We start from the raw sequence: 17,453 nt of genomic DNA on the forward strand, positions 1-17,453 counted from the left end.
GCGCAGTCGGGCAACATGCGCGCTGTGCCACTGGATCCGTTCGACCTGGAGTCCTACGGCGGTCACCTCACGGTGTCCGCCGACGACGCCCGGGCTGCCGCCGAGCTCCTCGACGGCGTCATCACCCGTACGCCCGTGACCGAGAGCCGCGCGCTCTCGACGATCGCGGGCACGAAGGTGCTGCTCAAGTGCGAGAACTTGCAGCGCGCCGGCTCGTTCAAGGTGCGCGGCGCCTACGTGCGGCTCGCGCGCCTGTCACCCGCCGAGCGAGAACGCGGCGTCGTCGCGGCCTCCGCCGGCAACCACGCGCAGGGCGTGGCGCTCGCCGCGGGCATGCTCGGCATCGACACCGTCGTCTACATGCCCGTGGACGCGGCCCTGCCCAAGGTCGCCGCGACCCGCGGGTACGGGGCCGAGGTGCGGATGGTGGGTACCTCCGTGGACGAGGCCCTCGCCGCCGCGCGCGTCGAGGCCGCCCGCTCCGGGCGCGTGCTCATCCACCCGTTCGACCACGTCGACGTCGTGGCCGGCCAGGGCACCGTCGCCCTGGAGATCCTGGAGCAGGTGCCCGACGTCGCCACCGTCGTCGTGCCGCTGGGCGGCGGTGGGCTGGTGGCCGGGATCGCGGCCGTGCTGGCCGAGGCCGCGCCGCACGTCAAGGTCGTCGGCGTGCAGGCGGCGTCGGCCGCGGCCTACCCCGGCTCGCTGAAGGCGGGCAAGCCCATGGCGGGCACGCTCGGCGCCACCATGGCCGACGGCATCGCGGTGGGCCTCCCGGGCGACGTGCCGTTCGGGATCGTGCAGAAGGAAGGCGTCGAGGTCCGGACCGTCACCGAGGATCAGCTCTCGCGGGCCCTGCTCGCGGTGCTGGAGCGCTCCAAGCTGATGGTCGAGCCGGCCGGCGCGGCGGGGGTCGCCGGGATCATGGCCGCCGGGCCGGGCGTGTTCCAGGGGCCGGTCGTCGCGGTGCTGTCCGGCGGCAACATCGACCCGCTCGTGCTGCTCCGCGTGGTGCAGCACGGTCTGGTCGCCGCCGGGCGATACCTGAAGCTGCAGGTGCGGCTGATGGACAAGCCCGGCGCGCTCGCGCGGCTCGTGGAGACCATCGCCGCCGCCGGCGCCAACATCGTGGCCGTGGACCACACGCGCACCGACGTCTCGCTCTCGGTGTCCGAGGTGTCGGTCAACCTGCAGCTCGAGACCAAGGGCGAGGAGCACCGGACCGCCGTCGTGGAGCGGCTGGAGTCCGAGGGGTACGAGGTCGCCGCGTTCTGACCTGAACTCTGATCGGGTCCGGGTGTCGTGCGGGCGTGCTCCCGTTCGTCGTCAGGGTGACGCGGCCGACCGGCCGCGCCACCATGTGACCGGGGACCACCCCGGAAGGGAGCACGCCATGCGTTACCTCATGCTCGTCCTGTCCACCCCTGACGCCCCGGCCGAGCCGGAGAACGTGCCCGCGATCGAGGACTGGGTGCGGGACACCTACGACACCGGCCGCGCCGTGCTCGGTGACCGGCTGCGCCCGCCCGCGGACGCCGTGGGCGTGCAGGTCCGCACCGGAGAGGTGATCGTCACCGACGGCCCGTTCTCCGAGACCAAGGAGGTCATCGCGGGCTTCGACGTGCTCGACGCCCCCGACCTCGACGAGGCCATCCGGATCGCCGCCGCCCACCCGATGGCGCACACGGGCGCGATCGAGCTGCGCCCCTTCTGGCCGCTCGAGCTGGACCAGGCCTGAGGGGAGCGACCGTGCGCTACCTGATGTTCACGATCGAGCAGGACACCCCCGACCGCGCCCCCACGCCCGAGCTGGACCGCTGGGTGGCCGACCTGGACTCGTCAGGCACCCGGGTCACCGGCTCGCGCCTCCGGCCGGCGGCTGACACCCGCCGGGTCGCCGTCCGGGACGGCCGGACCGTGGTGACCGACGGCCCGTTCACGGAGTCGAAGGAGGTCATCGGCGGCTTCGACATCATCGAGGCGCCCGACCTGGACGCCGCGCTGGCGATCGCTGCGGCGTTTCCAGGGGCTTCCGACGGTGTGATCGAGGTGCACCCGTACTGGCCCGTCGACGAGCCGCCGGGGGCATGAGCGCCGGCGACGCGTCGGTGGGTGACGCGGTCTCCGCCGCCTTCCGGGACGAGTGGGCCCGCGTGCTCGCCGCCGTCGCGCGCAGCACGGGCGACCTCGACCTCGCGGAGGACTGCGCGCAGGAGGCGTTCGCGGTGGCGCTGCGGACGTGGGAGCGCGACGGCGTCCCGGACCGCCCCGGCGCCTGGCTCACCACCACGGCCCGCAACCGTGCGCTGGACCGGTTGCGGCGCCGCAAGGTGGAGGGGGAGAAGACCGCCACCGCGGCCCGGCTCGCCTACCGGGCCGGCGGGGTGCCCGGGGCCGACGACGGCGCGGCCGAGCCCGACCCGGTGGGCGACGCGGCGGTGAGCACGCTGGACGGCGCGGCGTGGGACGCCGTCGGGCCGGACGAGCCCGACGGCGACCTGCTGCGCCTGGTCTTCACGTGCTGCCACCCGGCCCTGCCGCTGGAGGGCCGCGTGGCGCTCACGCTGCGCTCCCTCACCGGCATGACGACGGCGCAGGTCGCGCGCGCCTTCCTCGTGCCGGAGGCCACCATGGCCCAGCGCCTGACCCGGACGAAGCGCAAGATCCGCAGCACGGGCATCGCGTTCCGGGTGCCGCCGCCCGAGCTGCTGCACGAGCGCGTCTCCGCCGTGCTCGCGGTGCTGTACGTGCTGTTCACCGAGGGCTACGACGCGTGGGCCGAGCCCGCGGACGACGTCGCGGGGGCCGCCGCCCGCCGCGCCCTGGCCGACGACGCGGTGCGGGTGGCCCGGCTCGTCGCCCGGCTGCTGCCCGACGAGCCCGAGGCGCGCGGGCTCCTCGCCCTCCTGCTGCTGCAGCACGCGCGGCGGGCGGCGCGGCTGGGGCCGGGCTCGCCGGCCGGGTCGTCGTCCGGCGTGGCGTCCGACCTGGCGGCCGGCACCGTGCCGCGCACGCTGGAGGAGCAGGACCGCTCGCTCTGGCGGCAGGACGAGATCGCCGAGGGGCTCGCGGTGCTCGACGACGCGCTCGCGGTACGGCGTCCGGGGCCGTACCAGGTGCAGGCGGCGGTCGCGGCGCTGCACGCGCGGGCGGCGTCCGCCGACGACACGGACTGGGCCGAGATCGCCGCGCTCTACGACGTCCTGCTGGACATGACGCGTTCGCCGGTGGTGGCGCTCAACCGGGCGGTCGCGGTCGGGATGCTGCGCGGGCCTGAGGCGGGCCTGGCCGAGCTGGACGCCGTGGCGTCCGCGCCCGAGCTGGCGGCCTACCACCTGCTCCCGGCGGTGCGGGCCGACCTGCTGCGGCGCGCGGGACGGCCGGACGAGGCCGCACTCCAGTACGGGCGGGCGCTCGGCCAGGTGGACCGGGAGGGGGACCGCCGGCTCCTGAGCCGGCGGCTCGCGGAGCTGGCAGACGTCGACGGGCCCGCCTGACGCTCGTCCCACCGTGCGGTGGGCGGACGCCGGGCGGGCCCGTCGGACTGCCGGGAATCCGGGATCAGCCCTGGAAGGGCTTGGCCCCCGTGATCTCCACGGGGATGTCGTTCCCGTTGGGAGCGTGGTAGCTCGTCTTCGCGCCGATCGACTTGCCGTCGATGGCGGCGCCCAGGGGCGATGTCGGCGAGTAGACGTCGAGGTCCGTGGACCCGGCCATCTCGCGCGACCCGAAGAGGAAGTTCATCTCGTCGCCGGCGACGATAGCGGTCACGACCATGCCCGGCTCGACCTTGCCGTCGTCCGCCGGCGTGCCGACGTGGACGTTACGAAGCTTCTCGGTGAGCTCGAGGATGCGTGCCTCGTTCTTCGCCTGCTCCTCGCGCGCGGCGTGATATCCGCCGTTCTCCTTGAGGTCGCCCTCGTCACGGGCAGCGGCGATGCGCTCGGTGATCTCCGACCGGTAAGGGCCGGAGAGATGCTCCAGCTCAGCCTTGAGCTTGTCGTGCGCCTCCTGGGTGAGCCAGGTGACAGAAGCGTCGGCCACGGGGGCTCTCCTTTCGTCGTTGCTCGTTCGAGCCACAGTTTTGGCAGCGCGCAGGTCCCGGCCGACGAAGCGGATCGGGCACGCGCGTCAGCCGGTCAACACAGCGTGTGAAACGACGAGAATACCAATTGCCGGGAAAGACATGCCAAGACATTCCCCGGTTCCGCTGTGAGCGGACGGTGTATCTATTTCCGAGGACGAACTCTCAGCGCAGGTCACAGTGGTCGACGAGGCCCGTCGTGGCGAGCTCCGTCGTGGCGATCGTCACCACGTGGCGTGTGGTGCGCGCCTCCTCCGGACCCACCTCGACGTCGACCGCGCCGACCTCGGCGAAGTTCCGCGCGAGGGCGGTCACCGTGCACACGGCCTCGGTCCCGGGCGGCATGCTGACGTCGAACGTCACCTCGACCTCCTCGGGGCTCGCCACGGAGAACCCGACGTCGACGAAGCTGACCGGGTCGCGCTGCGTGTCGACGATCGTGAACCACGCGGCGATCGCGACGCCCGCGGCCAGCGCCAGGCCCACGGCGATCCGCGCGCCGACCGACATCTTGGGTCGCGGGCGGACGCCGTCGGCCTCGTCCCACGGCTCGTCCTGTTCGGTCCGCGCGGCGGGCTGCCGGGTGCCGGTCCTCCCGCGGCCGTAGCGCGCGGCGAGGTCCGGCGCCGGCTCGTTCGCGTCGCCGATGGGGACGGCTGGGTCGTGGTCGCTCATCACAGCTCGCTCGGATCGGGGGTGTCGGTGGTTCGTAGCAAGATTGTCCGTGGACCATCATGGTCCATGAGAGTGATTGTCTCCCAGACGCTCAGACTCTCAGACTCCGTCCCAGTCCCTGCCCCACAGGAGGACCCAGTGTCCGTACCCGAGCGCGAGCCGCTCCGTCTGATGGCGGTGCACGCGCACCCTGACGACGAGTCGAGCAAGGGGGCCGCGACGACGGCCCGCTATGCCGCAGAGGGGGTGGAGGTCCTCGTCGTGACGTGCACCGGGGGCGAACGGGGCGACGTCCTGAACCCGTCGTTCGAGGTGCCCGAGGGGTACGAGTTCGAGTCGATCGAGGGTCGCCGGGCCGTGCGTCGCCTGGAGATGGCCCGGGCCGCCGAGGCGCTGGGCGTCCGTCAGCAGTGGCTGGGCTTCGTGGACTCCGGCCTGCCGGAGGGCGACCCGCTGCCCCCGCTGCCCGAGGGCTGCTTCGGGCTGGTGCCGCTGGAGGAGGCGGCCGAGCCGCTGGTGCGGGCGGTGCGCGAGTTCCGGCCCCACGTGATGACCACGTACGACCCGTCGGGCGGCTACCCCCACCCGGACCACATCAAGTGCCACGACGTGTCGTTCGAGGCGTTCGCCGCGGCCGGCGACCCGGACCGCTACCCCGGGACGGGCGAGCCGTGGGAGCCGCTCAAGCTGTACTACAACCACGGGTTCTCGATGAAGCGCATCCGCGCGGTGCACGAGGCCATCGAGGGCGCCGGGCTGGAGTCGCCGTTCGGCGAGTGGGTCGAGTCGCGCGACGCGCGCGAGATCCCCGAGCGCACCGTGACCACGCTGGTGCCGGTCGCCGACTGGTTCCCGAACCGCGACGCAGCGCTGACGGCGCACGCCTCGCAGATCGACCCCACCGGGTTCTTCTTCGCGGTGCCCCGCGACCTCGAGGTCGACGTCTGGCCCTGGGACGAGTACGAGCTCGCCGAGTCGCGCGTCCCGCTGCCGGAGCGCGCTCCCGGCGAGTACGAGGAAGACCTGTTCGAGGGTGTCCGGTCGGAGGTCCACGCATGAGCCCCCTGTTCGCCGGCGCGCTCGCGCTCGCGGCCGACCCGTCGCCCAACCCCACCGAGGGCCAGCTCCGCCCCGGGCTGGAGTCGTGGCAGGTCTCGCCGGGCCTGGTCGGCTTCCTCGTGACGTTCGTGCTGGCCCTCGCGTGCGTGCTGCTGTTCCTGAACATGAGCAAGCACCTGCGCCGGGCCGGGCACAACGCCCGCCAGCAGGGGCTGCCCGTCCCCGAGCCGGAGGTCATCAGCTTCAGCCGTCCGGGCGAGGGCGCCGAGGGCGACGGCCCCGACGCCGGGACCGGCGGCGCCTCGGCGCCGGACGGTGACGGTGCCGACGGCGCCGGGAGCGGCAGCACCAAGGGCGGCGGCGGCTCCGTTGGCTGACCCGGCCGGCGCCGTCCGTGTGACCGTCGGCCAGGTGGCGGTCTCGGACGACCACGCGGCCAACCGCCAGACGGTGCTCGACGCGTTCCAGGTCGCCGACCGGGTCGGGTCCGACCTGCTGGTGCTCCCGGAGTACGCGTCGGCCTACGACCCCCGCGGGGTCGGGCCGGAGCACGCCGAGCCGCTCGACGGCCCGTTCGTCACGCTGCTGCGGGACCGGGCGCGCAAGCACGGGATCGCCGTGATCGCCGGCGTCACCCTGCCGGGCTCGGACGGCGTCCGCGCGGCGAACGCCCTGGTCGTGGTCGACGGCGCGGGCGAGCTCGCCGGGGTCTACCGCAAGGTGCACCTGTACGACGCGTTCGGGTACCAGGAGTCGGAGCTGCTCGAACCGGGCCCCGCGGACGCCGACCCGGTCACGCTGCGCCTGGGCGGGCTCACCTTCGGCGTGCTGACCTGCTACGACCTGCGGTTCCCCGAGTCCGCGCGCCGCGTGGTCGACGCCGGGGCGGACGTCCTGGTGTACCCGGCGGCCTGGGTCGCCGGCCCGCTCAAGGCGGACCACTGGCGCACGCTGCTGACGGCCCGGGCCATCGAGAACACCGCGGTGGTCATCGGCGTCGGCATGACGGGCAAGGGCGTCACCGGCCGCACGCTGCTCGCGGGTCCGGACGGCGTCGTCGGGCTGGAGATGGGTGAGGAGCAGGCCTACCGCACGGTCGACCTGGACCCCGCGCCGCTCGCCGCCGTGCGCAGGACCAACCCGTCGCTGGCGAACCGCCGGTACACGGTCGTCCCTACCGGCGCCTGAGCAGCTTTCGGACAGCGCCGAATGTCGTGGGCAGGCGCCGGCCGCGCGAGCACCATGGCTCCATCCGTCGTCGGAGGGAGAGCGTCATGGTGGTCGCCTGGAGGTTCTCGTCGAGCGTGCGCGCACTCGCGTCGGCGGCGCTCGCCCTGGGCGTGGCCGGTGGCGCGGTGACGCCGGCCGCCGCCGTCGAGCGGCCCGGTGGGACCGACGCCGGCGGGCCCGCCCGGCCGGTACCCGTCGTCTACGACTCCGACCTGGACTTCGACGACGCCGCGACCCTGCTGTACCTGTGCCAGGCCGACAAGCGCGGGCTGATCGACCTGCGCGCCGTCACGGTCGTGAACAACGGCGTGGGCACGCCGGGGCGCTCGCTGACGCACGCGCGCACCATCCTGGCCGACTGCGGCCTGCCCGACGTGCCGGTCGCGGACGGGTCGCCGGAGTGGGTCAACGAGCCGCCGCCGGAGGCGCGCGAGCTGTTCGAGCAGGTCCTGTCAGGCGCCCTGGGCGACGCGGACGTCCCGGACGTGCCGGGGCCGACGTCGGCGGCCGACCTCATCGCGGCCACGGTCCGCGCGTCGCGGACGCCGGTGACGGTGCTGGCCACGGGGCCGCTCAGCAACGTGTCGGCGGCGCTGGACCGGATGGGCCCGCGCACGCTGCGCGACCGTCTGGGCCGGGTCGTCGTCATGGGTGGGGCCTTCGACGTGGGCGGCAACCTGTTCGGCTCGACCACCGCCGGGTTCGACAACACCCAGGAGGTCAACATGTGGATCGACCCGCCCGCGGCCGACCACGTGCTCGCCACGATGCCCCGCGCGCGGGTGAGCGTCGTCGGGCTGGACGCCACGAACCACGTGCCGATCACGCCCGCCTTCGTGGACAGCCTGGGGGCCGGGGCGGCGACCTACGAGGCCCGCACGGTGCACGCCATCGTGACGCAGCCGGGCATGCCCGAGCTGATCGGGCAGGGGGTCATGTTCTGGTGGGACGCGTTGGCCGCCGTCTCGCTCGTGACCGGGGAGGGCGTGGGCTACCGGGTGCGCCCGGTCGACGTCGTGCTGGAGGGGCCGTCGTCGGGCCGCACCGTGAGCGTCCCCGGAGGGACGCCCCAGCACGTGGGCACGACGGCGGACGGCGCGCTCTTCGAGGAGCTGTTCCACGCGGGCCTGAACGGCACCGCGGCCGACGATCAGATGGCGAGGTTGGCCAGGTAGATTGCGACCACGTGGCAGGCGAACCCGAGCACGGTGCACACGTGGAAGATCTCGTGGAAGCCGAACCAGGCGGGGTTCGGGTCGGGCTTCTTGGTGCCGTACACGATGGCGCCGGCCGTGTAGAAGACGCCGCCCGCGGCGATGAGCCACACGACCGCCGGACCGCCGGTGGCCCAGAACTGGCCCATGTAGGCGACGGCGACCCAGCCAAGGGCGAGGTAGACCGGCACGTAGACCCAGCGGGGCGCGTTCAGCCAGAAGATCCGGGCCAGCAGGCCGACCAGCGCGCCGCCCCACACCAGCGCGAGCAGCACCGTCGCCTGGTCTCTGGGCAGCAGCAGCACCGCGAGCGGGGTGTAGGTCCCGGCGATGATCAGAAAGATGTTGGTGTGGTCGAGCCGGCGCAGCACCGCCTCGGTCCGGGGGGACCAGGTGCCGCGGTGGTACACGGCGGAGACGCCGAACAGCAGGCAGGCGCTCAGGCCGAAGACCGACGCGGAGATCTTGCCCGCCGTGGTCGGCGCGAGCGCGATCAGCACGGTGCCGGCCGCGAGGGCCAGCGGGAAGGTGCCGGCGTGGATCCAGCCGCGCAGGCGGGGTTTGACCTTCTTCTCGACCTTCTCGACGGTCGAGGACACCGAGGTGGAGATGCCCTGCAGCGTCTCCGAGACCCTGTTCGTGACCTCGTCCAGGCGGTCGGCCGGACGGTCGGGCCCGTCTGCTTGAGCTACCACGTGGACTCCTCACCGTCGGCGACCGGTGCCCTCCGGTGCCGGGGCACTACCTACGGTCGCGTAACTTACTCTACCGTAGGTTAGGGCCCCTCCGGCCGGACAGGGGCCTTGTGAAGATCCTGCGCCGGGTTCGCGGGAGTCGCTCGCCCAGCGCGTTCGACGGGCTCCGGGCGGCAGGAACATGCGTGTTCGAGGGGTACCTTTGTCCACGTCCTGCCGGGTACGAAGCCCAGCGTCAGAGCTGCCGTCCGGACCGCGCACCGCGGGTCCGACGGCCCGATCCCCTGAGGTATCCGTGCGCCTGCCCAGCCCGCTGTACCGCCTCTACGAGCGACGCCTGGCGTCCGCCCTGCACGGCGCCACGCTGCCCCGGCACATCGGTGTGATGCTCGACGGCAACCGCCGCTGGGCGCGCTCGTTCGGCGAGACGGCGGCGACGGGACACCGCCGCGGCGCCGACAAGATCACCGAGTTCCTCGGCTGGGCCGAGTCGCTGGGCATCGAGGTCGTCACGCTGTGGATGCTCTCCACCGACAACCTGAGCCGGTCGGCGGACGAGCTGAGCAACCTGCTGGACATCATCGAGGACGCCGTCTCCGACCTCTCCGAGTCCGGCCGTTGGCGCCTGCGCGTCATCGGGCGCCTCGACCTGCTTCCCGCGCGCCTGGCCGCCGCCCTGCGCGCCGCCGCCGACCGCACCGCCGGGGTCAAGGGCCTCCAGGTCAACGTCGCCATCGGGTACGGCGGCCGCACCGAGATCGCCGACGCCGTCCGCTCCTACCTCACCGAGCGCGCGAAGGACGGGGCCACGCTCGCGGACCTCGCCGAGTCGATCGACGTGGAGCACATCGCCGAGCACCTGTACACGAAGGGGCAGCCCGACCCGGAGCTGGTCATCCGCACCTCCGGGGAGCAGCGCATCGGCGGGTTCCTGATGTGGCAGAGCCAGCACACCGAGTTCTACTTCTGTGAGGCCTACTGGCCCGCGTTCCGGCGCGTCGACTTCCTGCGCGCGCTGCGTGACTTCTCCCTCCGGGAACGTCGCCTCGGGCGGTGACCGGAGCCGACCCGGACGCGGCCCGGATCCATGCGGCCTGCTGGAAATTCGCATGGTGAAATTCGCCACCGCGCGCCCAGGTAGGTGACTGAAAGTTCAGTCAGGTAGCGTGCCGAAGATGACAAGGTGGGCGCACTGATGACCGAGCGACGGGTGCCCTCGGCGCGGGAGGCCGCCGAGGCGTGGGAGTCGTTGTTTCGCGCCCAGGTAACGGTGATGCGCCGGCTCCTGGCGGACGACATCTGGGGCGACCTGAGCATGCGTGAGTACGACGTGCTGTTCACGCTCGCGCTCGCGCCCGACGAGACACTCCGCCTGCGGGAGCTCAACGAGAACATCCTGATGGCGCAGTCCTCGCTGTCGCGCATGGTGGAGCGGCTCGAGAAGCGCGGCCTGGTGCGCCGCCACCCCTCGCCCGACGACGGCCGGGGCGTGCTGGTGAGCCTCACGCCGGAGGGTTCGGAGACCCAGAAGGAGCTCGGGCGCCGGCACGTGCGCTCCATCGCCCACTACGTGGGGCCCGCTCTCGACGCGGAAGACCTGGACCACCTGCGCCAGCTCGCCGACGCGCTGCGCGGGGCGCAGGCGGACATCGACGACTTCTGACGGGTCCGGGCGGGCCCGCCCGCCGATCAGGCCCGCTGATCAGGCCGGCTGGTCAGGCGCTTCGCGCCTGGCCGCGGAGCGCCTCCACGACGATGCGCACCGCGGCGCGGTCCAGCGTCGTGCGGCGTGCCACCAGGTGGATGTCGCGCCGGGGCGGGTCCACGAGGTCCAGGGTGCGCACGGCGTAGCGGTCGTGCACCGCGAGCAGCGGCAGCAGGGTGATCGACAGACCCGCCTCGACGTGGCTCAGCAGCGTGCCGTGGCTCTCGAACCGGGCCACGGCGCGGGGCGTGAACCCGGCCCGCCGGCAGAGACGTTCGGCCAGGTCGGCGAGGTGCGCGCCGGGGTGCTCGAACGCCCACGGCTCGTCCGCCAGGGTGGTCAGGTCCACGCGTCCCGAGCGCTCCCCGGTCACCGTCTCCCGTGCCGTCACGAGCACCACGCGGTCGCCGGTCAGCGGCAGGCGGGCCAGGTCGGCGTCGGGCGGCACGGGCGCGTCCGGGAAGTCCGCGCAGATCGCGACGTCCACCTCGCCGCGCTGCAACGCAGCCCGGCTGACCTGGGGTTCCGCCTCGGTGAGCTGGACCGAGATGCGCGGGTACTCCTCGGTGAGGGCCGCGACGGCGGGCACGACGATGCCGTGGAACGCGCTGGTGAACGCCGACAGCCGCACCACCCCGGTGGGCTCCGAGTGCAGGTCCGCGATGTCGGCCTCGGCTGCCGCGATGCGGTCGAGGATCTGCGCGGCGTGGCCCGCGAGCGTGACGCCCGCGGGCGTGAGCCGGATGCGCCGTCCGACGCGCTCGAAGAGCTGGGTCCTGGCCTCGGTCTCCAGCGTGGAGAGCTGCTGGGAGACGCTGGAGGGGCTCAGGTGCGTCGCGTCGGCGACGGCACGCACCGTCCCGAGCAGGTGCAGCTGGTGCAGGAGGCGCAGGCGCCAGGGGTTGAGCATGGGCACATCCTTGTGCAGGTTCGCCGAACATTCTATTCGGGAACGTGGTCTGGACCCGCACACCGCGAGGTGCTTACCGTCACCCTATGAACATCGGCGTTCCCACGGAGATCAAGAACAACGAGAGCCGGGTCGCGCTCACGCCCGCCGGTGCTCACGAGCTGGTCCGTCGTGGGCACGACGTGCTGGTGCAGGCCGGCGCCGGGCAGGGCTCGGGCTTCGACGACGACGCCTACCGGCTCGCCGGCGCGCGCACCGTCCCCACGGCCGAGGAGGTCTGGGCCGAGGCAGACCTGCTCGTCAAGGTCAAGGAGCCGATCGAGCCCGAGTACGAGCTCATGCGCCCGGACCAGACCCTGTTCACCTACCTCCACCTCGCGGCGTCGGCGCCCTGCACCGACGCGCTCCTCGCCGCGGGCACAACGGCCATCGCGTACGAGACGGTGCAGCTGGCCGACCGCTCGCTCCCGCTGCTGAGCCCCATGAGCGAGGTCGCCGGGCGCCTGTCCGCGCAGGTGGGCGCCTACCACCTGATGCGGCCGCACGGCGGCACGGGCGTGCTCATGGGCGGCGTGCCCGGCACGCCCCGGGCCAAGGTCGTGGTGATCGGCGGCGGCGTCGCCGGGGAGCACGCGGCCGCGAACGCGCTCGGCATGGGCGCCGACGTCACCGTGCTGGACGTGTCGCTGCCGGCGCTGCGCCGCATCGAGGCGCGGTTCGGCGGGGCCGTAGGCACCCGGGTGTCGACGACGTACGAGGTGGCCGACCAGGTCTCCGCCGCGGACCTGGTCATCGGGTCGGTCCTGATCCCCGGCGCCGCCGCGCCCAAGATCGTCACCGACGCCATGGTCAAGGTGATGAAGCCGGGCGCCGTGCTCGTCGACATCGCCATCGACCAGGGCGGCTGCTTCGAGCACTCGCAACCCACCACGCACGATGCCCCGACGTTCGCCGTGCACGACACCCTCTACTACTGCGTCGCGAACATGCCCGGGGCGGTGCCCGCGACGTCGACCCGCGCGCTGACCAACGCGACGCTGCCGTACGTGGTGGCCCTCGCGGACCGCGGCTGGCGCGAGGCGCTGCGGGCCGACGAGGCCCTGGCCCGCGGGCTGAGCACCCACGCCGGGCACATCACGAACGCCGGGGTGGCCGAGGCGTTCGGCACCGAGGCGGTCCCGGTGGCCGAGATCCTGGCAGCGTGACGGCCGCGACGGCCTACGATCGGCGCGTGGAGCCGCTGCACATCGTCGTCTGCCCGGACTCGTTCAAGGGCAGCCTGTCCGCGTCCGAGGTCGCGTCCGCGATCGCCGACGGCGTCCTGGACGCCGCGCCCGGCGCCGTCGTCACGAGCCTGCCCATGGCAGACGGCGGCGAGGGCACCCTCGACGCGCTGCTCGCCGTCTGGGGCGGCGCCGCGGAGGTCACCGCGACGGTGGACGCGATCGGGCGGCCGACGTCGGCCCGGTGGGCGGTCTCGCCCGACGGGCGCACCGCCGTGGTCGAGCTCGCCGAGGCCAGCGGGCTGCCCGGCGTCTCCGACATGCCCCTGCAGCCGCTGCACGCGAGCACGCGCGGTACCGGCGACCTGGCGCGCGCGGCGCTCGACGCGGGCGTGGCCGAGGTCCTGGTCTGCCTGGGCGGCTCCGCCTCCACGGACGGCGGCGCGGGCATCCTCACCGGCCTCGGCGCCCGCCTCCTCGACGCCGAGGGCGACCAGGTGCCCGACGGCGGCGAGGGGCTGGCCTCCGTCAGCTCCCTCGACCTGTCCGGGCTGCACCCCCGGGCGCGCGAGGTGCGCTGGCGGCTCGCCGTCGACGTCACCAACCCGCTGGTCGGCGAGCACGGCGCCGCCCGCGTGTTCGGCCCGCAGAAGGGCGCCCGGGACGGCGAGGCGGAGTTCCTCGACAGCGCCCTCGCGCACTGGGCCGACGTGCTGGAGCGGGAGACGGGGACGGCCGTCGCCGCGCTGCCCGGCACCGGCGCCGCCGGCGGCGTGCCTGCCGGGCTGATCGCGGTGCTCGGCGCTGAGACCACCCGCGGTGCGGAGCTGGTCGCCGAGGCGGTCGGCCTGCCCGCGGCCCTCGCGGACGCCGCCCTCGTGATCACGGGGGAGGGGTCCTTCGACTCGCAGTCGGTGAACGGCAAGGTGGCCGACGGCGTCGCACGCCTCGCCGCGGCGTCGCCCACCCGGCCGCCCGTCGTGGTGCTGGCCGGACAGGTGCTGCTCCCGGAGGCGCAGGCGCGGGCCGCCGGGATCGCCGCGGCGTTCTCGATCGCGCCCGGCCCGGTGGGGCTGGACGACCTGATCGCCCGCACCGCGCCCCGCCTGCGCGACCTCGCCGCCGCCGTCACCAGCCTGGTCCGCGCCGCCCGCCCGTGAGCACGGCCCGTGTCAGACGTACAGGTCACTCGGGTGACCTGAGCGTCTGACACGCGCGGTCCGATGCCGGGTGCGCAGCCAGACCGCCGCGCCCAGGGCCGCGACGACCTGCAGCACGCCGGCGACAACGAGCACGGGGCCGGCGCCGAACGCCCCGATCAGCGCGCCGCCCACGAGCAGCCCGGCAGAGGCGCCGCCGCTGTGCAGGACTGTCTCGGCGGTGAAGGCGGCGCTCCGCTCGGCTCCCGTGGTCCGGTCGACGACGAGCGCGTTGAGCGCCGCGATCCCGAACGGCATGGCCAGGCCGCCCAGCGCGGACACCACGCCGACGGCGAGCAGGTTCGGCGCGGCCAGGGGCAGTGCCAGGTACGCGAGCCCGAGCGTCACCCACGAGACCACGATCGCCGGGACCCGCGGCACCCGGTGCACCACGAGCGGCACCACGAACGAGACGCCGACGGTCGCGACGCCGTAGCCGGTCATGCCCGCGGCGATCAGCTCACCCGGCCGGTCGAGCTCGGCGCCGAGCAGCGCCAGCCCCAGCGTGAACGCGAACCACGTGATGCCGCCGATCCCCGCGAGCCCGATGCCGATCGCGAGATCCGGGTGTGCCCGCAGCACGGCGCGGACGGACGGGACCGCGTCGGGGCTCTGCCGCCGGTCGGTCCCGTCGGGCCGGGCTCCGGCGCCGGCGTCGTCCGCCGCCGGACCCTCGTGACGCGCGGCCGGCACGGTGAGCATGGCCCCCGCGGCCAGTGCGACGGCGGCCGCCTCGCACCACAGCAGCGGCTCGGCGCCCCACGCGACCAGCAGCCACGCGCCGAGCGCGGGCGCGAAGATCATCGAGGACCGGTGCGCCAGGTCCTGCCAGGCCAGCGCCCGGGCCCCGGTGCCGGGCGGGTTGCCGGGCAGCTCGGCCAGGTCGGCGGTCAGGGCACGCTGCGCAGGGGCGAGCATGGCCGACGTCGCCCCCGTGACCAGTCCCGACGCGCACAGGACGACGGCACCCACGCCGACGCCGGCCGCGGCCGCCGGCACCAGCAGCAGCCCGAGCACCTGCACGCCGAGCAGCACCGCCAGGGCCGGCCCCGACGTCAGGCGCGAGCGGAGCCCTCGGCCCCACCACGCGGAGGTGAGCAGCGGCAGGCCGGCGAACCCGCCGACCAGCCCGGTGGTCCAGGCGTCGCCCGTCTGGTCGAGCGCGACCAGCGGCAGCGCGACGGCGGTGATGCGCTGGCCGGTCCAGGTGACGAAGGTCGTGGCGGTCAGCGTCGTGAGGTGTTGGTGCACAGCGCCATCCTGCGGCCCGCGACGAACGGCCGGTAGACCGCCGGTGCGCATGAGCAGGCATAGGCTCTTGCTATGACGTCATACCCCACGGTCGATGACCTCCGGCTCGTCGGCGCCGTCGCGCGCCACGGCTCTCTCGGTGCGGCCGCCCGCGAGCTGCTGGTGAGCCAGCCGTCGGCGAGCCAGCGGCTCGCGGCCCTGGAGCGGCGCGTGGGGGTCGCCCTCTTCGACCGCGACACCACCGGAGCACGACCGACGGCAGCCGGCCAGGAGTTCTGCGAGCAGGCGGCCCACGTGCTCGACCACCTCGGCGGGATCGTCGAGCGCAGCCTGGCGGCCGCCCAGTCGCGCACCGTCTCCGTGGGCGCGTTCCCCAGCATCGCCGGCACCCTGTTCGCCGCACTCGACGTGCTGCTCGACGACGTGGTGGTGCAGCCGGAGGTGGAGCACGGGCCTCGCCTGCTGGAGTGGGTGGAGCGGGGCACGCTCGACGCGGCGTTCGTGGCCATCGCGAAGCAGGTTCCGATCGCGCGCGGCCTGGTGGTCACCGAGGTCGGGCGGCACGACCTGGTCACGCTCCTGCCTGACGGCGCCCCCGTGCCCGGCCCCGGCCGCCGTCCCTACACCGGGCAGACGGTGGTCTACTGCCCGCTCGACCTCAGCAGCGACGTCCTCCACCGGCGGCTCACCGAGCTCGGCGCGCACGCCCGTCCCGGTGCGACGGCGGAGGCCACGGTGCGGACGGCGCGGGAGCGGCGGTGCGCCGCCGTCGTGCCCGACATGGTGGCCCGCTGGTACGCCGCGCCCGGCGACCGGACGGTACCCGCGCCGACCCGCGGGCGGGTGACGCTCTCGATGGTGACCCGCAGCCCCGCGCCGCAGATCCTCCTCGACACCCTGCCCGGGCTGCGCGAGCGGCTGCGCGAGGGCAACGTGCACGCCCGCCCCTGAGCGCCCGGAGGTTCTGACAGGGCGTCGGTTCGATGTCACGTCCCGTTCGCGCCCCTCCGGTCGGTCCCGCGCGCCGGACGGTGGAAAGATGTGCGCATGCCCGCGATCTCCCCCCAGCCTGCGGCGCACGACGCCGCGCCGTATGACGCCCTCCTGCTCTACTCCTTCGGTGGCCCGAACCAGCCCGAGGACGTGGTGCCGTTCCTGCGCAACGTCACCGCGGGCAAGGGCATCCCGGACGAGCGGCTCGAGGAGGTGGGCGAGCACTACTACGGGTTCGGCGGCAAGAGCCCCATCAACGAGCAGAACCTCGCGCTGAAGGCGGCGCTCGAGGCCGAGCTCGCCGCCCGCGGCCTCGACCTTCCGGTCGTGTGGGGCAACCGCAACTGGGCGCCGTACACGAACGACGCGGTCGACGAGCTGGAGGAGCTGGGCGCCAAGCGCGCCGTCGCGCTCGTGACCAGCGCCTACTCCTCGTACTCCGGCTGCCGCCAGTACCGCGAGGACCTCGCGATCACGCTGGACAAGCGCGGGCAGCTCGGACCTGACGGGTCGACGGGCGTGGAGTTCGACAAGGTCCGCTCCTACTTCAACCACCCGGGCTTCGCGCAGGCGAACGTCGACGCCGTCGTCGAGGCGTACGCCGAGCTCGAGGCCGGCGGCGGCTCCGGGGCGGCCGCGAAGCTCGTCTTCGTCACGCACTCGATCCCGGACACCATGGAGGCGGCCTCGCGGATCTCGCACGCCACCTACTCCGAGCAGCATCTGGATCTCGCGCAGGTCGTGGCGGCGCAGGTGGCCGAGCGGCTCGGGCACGAGGTGCCCTGGGACCTGGCCTACTGCTCGCGCTCCGGCCCGCCCAGCCAGCCGTGGCTGGAGCCGGATGTCAACGACCACCTGGAGTCCCTCGCGGGCGCGGGCGTCCGCGACGTGGTGCTGTCGCCGATCGGCTTCATCTCCGACCACATGGAGGTCGCCTACGACCTCGACACCGAGGCGCTGGCCACGGCCAAGGACCTGGGCATCACCGCGGTGCGAGCCGGTACTGTCGGCACGCGGGAGCCGTTCGTCCGCGGGCTCGTCGACCTGCTGCTGGAGCGGGCGGCCCTGGCCCGCGACGAACCGGTCACCGAGGCGACCGTGGGGTCGCTCCCGGCCTTCCGTTCCGTCTGCGCGCCAGGTTGCTGCCTGCGGCGGGACGGCGAGCCGAGCGGCATCCCGGCGCTGTGCAGCACCGACCCGAACTCCTGAGGTCCG

The 17,453-nt window shown here is 74.0% G+C and carries 19 protein-coding genes; 14 read left to right on the forward strand and 5 right to left on the reverse strand.

The window, feature by feature from the left end; translation table 11 throughout:
* Window positions 1-15 precede the first annotated feature (15 nt).
* From ilvA to ACIPN7_RS16550, 4 genes are all read left to right on the forward strand, one after another.
* The gene (ilvA, locus tag ACIPN7_RS16535; RefSeq protein WP_400544235.1) at window positions 16-1,275 is read left to right on the forward strand and encodes a threonine ammonia-lyase; all 1,260 of its coding nucleotides are present in this window, start codon (window positions 16-18) and stop codon (window positions 1,273-1,275) included.
* Window positions 1,276-1,393: 118 nt separating this feature from the next.
* Window positions 1,394-1,738, forward strand: a complete 345-nt coding sequence (locus ACIPN7_RS16540) for a YciI family protein (RefSeq protein WP_400544238.1) — start codon at window positions 1,394-1,396, stop codon at window positions 1,736-1,738.
* Between the two features lie 11 nt (window positions 1,739-1,749).
* Window positions 1,750-2,091 carry a YciI family protein gene (locus tag ACIPN7_RS16545; protein ID WP_400544241.1) on the forward strand — a complete coding sequence of 114 codons (342 nt, stop codon included), beginning with the start codon at window positions 1,750-1,752 and terminating at the stop codon, window positions 2,089-2,091.
* The gene (locus tag ACIPN7_RS16550; RefSeq protein WP_400544244.1) at window positions 2,088-3,497 is read left to right on the forward strand and encodes an RNA polymerase sigma factor; all 1,410 of its coding nucleotides are present in this window, start codon (window positions 2,088-2,090) and stop codon (window positions 3,495-3,497) included. Before ACIPN7_RS16545 ends, ACIPN7_RS16550 begins: the two co-directional genes overlap by 4 nt.
* A 64-nt stretch (window positions 3,498-3,561) precedes the next feature.
* Here the strand turns inward: ACIPN7_RS16550 and greA are convergent, their stop codons facing one another.
* Window positions 3,562-4,044 (reverse strand): transcription elongation factor GreA, encoded by a 483-nt coding sequence (gene greA / locus ACIPN7_RS16555; protein WP_108495916.1) that lies wholly within the window; start codon window positions 4,042-4,044, stop codon window positions 3,562-3,564.
* Between the two features lie 205 nt (window positions 4,045-4,249).
* The gene (locus tag ACIPN7_RS16560; RefSeq protein ID WP_400544248.1) at window positions 4,250-4,759 is read right to left on the reverse strand and encodes a DUF4307 domain-containing protein; all 510 of its coding nucleotides are present in this window, start codon (window positions 4,757-4,759) and stop codon (window positions 4,250-4,252) included.
* Between the two features lie 171 nt (window positions 4,760-4,930).
* Here ACIPN7_RS16560 and mca point away from each other — a divergent pair, with 171 nt between their 5' ends.
* The 4 genes from mca (at window position 4,931) to ACIPN7_RS16580 (ending at window position 8,223) form a co-directional block, all read left to right on the forward strand.
* Window positions 4,931-5,818 (forward strand): mycothiol conjugate amidase Mca, encoded by an 888-nt coding sequence (gene mca / locus ACIPN7_RS16565; protein WP_400544407.1) that lies wholly within the window; start codon window positions 4,931-4,933, stop codon window positions 5,816-5,818.
* Entirely contained in the window at window positions 5,815-6,195 is a 381-nt protein-coding gene (locus ACIPN7_RS16570; RefSeq protein WP_400544251.1) for a hypothetical protein, read from the forward strand. The genes mca and ACIPN7_RS16570 overlap by 4 nt, the downstream gene beginning before the upstream one ends.
* Window positions 6,188-7,006, forward strand: coding sequence for a carbon-nitrogen hydrolase family protein (locus ACIPN7_RS16575; protein WP_400544253.1), 819 nt, complete (start codon window positions 6,188-6,190; stop codon window positions 7,004-7,006). Before ACIPN7_RS16570 ends, ACIPN7_RS16575 begins: the two co-directional genes overlap by 8 nt.
* Before the next feature lie 86 nt (window positions 7,007-7,092).
* On the forward strand, window positions 7,093-8,223 hold the full coding sequence (locus ACIPN7_RS16580) for a nucleoside hydrolase (RefSeq protein WP_400544256.1): 1,131 nt from the start codon (window positions 7,093-7,095) through the stop codon (window positions 8,221-8,223).
* On the opposite strand, the gene ACIPN7_RS16585 is transcribed toward ACIPN7_RS16580, so the two are convergent.
* Window positions 8,199-8,957 carry a hemolysin III family protein gene (locus ACIPN7_RS16585; protein WP_400544259.1) on the reverse strand — a complete coding sequence of 253 codons (759 nt, stop codon included), beginning with the start codon at window positions 8,955-8,957 and terminating at the stop codon, window positions 8,199-8,201. The genes ACIPN7_RS16580 and ACIPN7_RS16585 overlap by 25 nt on opposite strands.
* 295 nt (window positions 8,958-9,252) lie before the next feature.
* On the opposite strand from ACIPN7_RS16585, the gene ACIPN7_RS16590 reads away from it, so the two are divergent.
* Together ACIPN7_RS16590 and ACIPN7_RS16595 are read left to right on the forward strand one after the other, a co-directional pair.
* Window positions 9,253-10,014, forward strand: coding sequence for an isoprenyl transferase (locus ACIPN7_RS16590; RefSeq protein ID WP_377230233.1), 762 nt, complete (start codon window positions 9,253-9,255; stop codon window positions 10,012-10,014).
* Window positions 10,015-10,152: 138 nt separating this feature from the next.
* A complete protein-coding gene (locus ACIPN7_RS16595) occupies window positions 10,153-10,620 on the forward strand; it encodes a MarR family winged helix-turn-helix transcriptional regulator (protein WP_285105856.1) in 468 nt (155 codons plus the stop codon).
* Between the two features lie 52 nt (window positions 10,621-10,672).
* Here ACIPN7_RS16595 and ACIPN7_RS16600 read toward each other — a convergent pair whose 3' ends face one another.
* Window positions 10,673-11,572, reverse strand: a complete 900-nt coding sequence (locus tag ACIPN7_RS16600; protein WP_400544263.1) for a LysR family transcriptional regulator — start codon at window positions 11,570-11,572, stop codon at window positions 10,673-10,675.
* An 86-nt stretch (window positions 11,573-11,658) separates the two neighbouring features.
* Between ACIPN7_RS16600 and ald the strand changes: the two genes are divergently transcribed.
* Both ald and ACIPN7_RS16610 read left to right on the forward strand, forming a co-directional pair.
* Window positions 11,659-12,777 (forward strand): alanine dehydrogenase, encoded by a 1,119-nt coding sequence (gene ald / locus ACIPN7_RS16605; protein ID WP_400544266.1) that lies wholly within the window; start codon window positions 11,659-11,661, stop codon window positions 12,775-12,777.
* Window positions 12,778-12,803: 26 nt separating this feature from the next.
* Window positions 12,804-13,955 (forward strand): glycerate kinase, encoded by a 1,152-nt coding sequence (locus tag ACIPN7_RS16610; protein ID WP_400544269.1) that lies wholly within the window; start codon window positions 12,804-12,806, stop codon window positions 13,953-13,955.
* A gap of 12 nt (window positions 13,956-13,967) precedes the next feature.
* On the opposite strand, the gene ACIPN7_RS16615 is transcribed toward ACIPN7_RS16610, so the two are convergent.
* Entirely contained in the window at window positions 13,968-15,245 is a 1,278-nt protein-coding gene (locus tag ACIPN7_RS16615; protein WP_400544271.1) for an MFS transporter, read from the reverse strand.
* Between the two features lie 72 nt (window positions 15,246-15,317).
* On the opposite strand from ACIPN7_RS16615, the gene ACIPN7_RS16620 reads away from it, so the two are divergent.
* Window positions 15,318-16,196, forward strand: a complete 879-nt coding sequence (locus ACIPN7_RS16620; protein ID WP_400544274.1) for a LysR family transcriptional regulator — start codon at window positions 15,318-15,320, stop codon at window positions 16,194-16,196.
* A gap of 96 nt (window positions 16,197-16,292) precedes the next feature.
* Window positions 16,293-17,447, forward strand: a complete 1,155-nt coding sequence (locus ACIPN7_RS16625) for a ferrochelatase (protein WP_400544277.1) — start codon at window positions 16,293-16,295, stop codon at window positions 17,445-17,447.
* Window positions 17,448-17,453 lie beyond the last annotated feature (6 nt).

Origin of the sequence: Promicromonospora sp. NPDC090134, assembly GCF_044746965.1 — a bacterium.
Lineage (GTDB): Bacteria > Actinomycetota > Actinomycetes > Actinomycetales > Cellulomonadaceae > Promicromonospora.

What these genes read in the sequence shown, in the direction of transcription:
- ilvA (WP_400544235.1), top strand. Translation starts at nt 16, where the DNA reads ATGCGCGCTGTGCCACTGGATCCGTTCGACCTGGAGTCCTACGGCGGT.
- ACIPN7_RS16540 (WP_400544238.1), top strand. Translation starts at nt 1,394, where the DNA reads ATGCGTTACCTCATGCTCGTCCTGTCCACCCCTGACGCCCCGGCCGAG.
- ACIPN7_RS16550 (WP_400544244.1), top strand. Translation starts at nt 2,088, where the DNA reads ATGAGCGCCGGCGACGCGTCGGTGGGTGACGCGGTCTCCGCCGCCTTC.
- ACIPN7_RS16560 (WP_400544248.1), bottom strand. Translation starts at nt 4,759, where the DNA reads ATGAGCGACCACGACCCAGCCGTCCCCATCGGCGACGCGAACGAGCCG.
- mca (WP_400544407.1), top strand. Translation starts at nt 4,931, where the DNA reads ATGGCGGTGCACGCGCACCCTGACGACGAGTCGAGCAAGGGGGCCGCG.
- ACIPN7_RS16570 (WP_400544251.1), top strand. Translation starts at nt 5,815, where the DNA reads ATGAGCCCCCTGTTCGCCGGCGCGCTCGCGCTCGCGGCCGACCCGTCG.
- ACIPN7_RS16580 (WP_400544256.1), top strand. Translation starts at nt 7,093, where the DNA reads ATGGTGGTCGCCTGGAGGTTCTCGTCGAGCGTGCGCGCACTCGCGTCG.
- ACIPN7_RS16595 (WP_285105856.1), top strand. Translation starts at nt 10,153, where the DNA reads ATGACCGAGCGACGGGTGCCCTCGGCGCGGGAGGCCGCCGAGGCGTGG.
- ACIPN7_RS16600 (WP_400544263.1), bottom strand. Translation starts at nt 11,572, where the DNA reads ATGCTCAACCCCTGGCGCCTGCGCCTCCTGCACCAGCTGCACCTGCTC.
- ald (WP_400544266.1), top strand. Translation starts at nt 11,659, where the DNA reads ATGAACATCGGCGTTCCCACGGAGATCAAGAACAACGAGAGCCGGGTC.
- ACIPN7_RS16620 (WP_400544274.1), top strand. Translation starts at nt 15,318, where the DNA reads ATGACGTCATACCCCACGGTCGATGACCTCCGGCTCGTCGGCGCCGTC.
- ACIPN7_RS16625 (WP_400544277.1), top strand. Translation starts at nt 16,293, where the DNA reads ATGCCCGCGATCTCCCCCCAGCCTGCGGCGCACGACGCCGCGCCGTAT.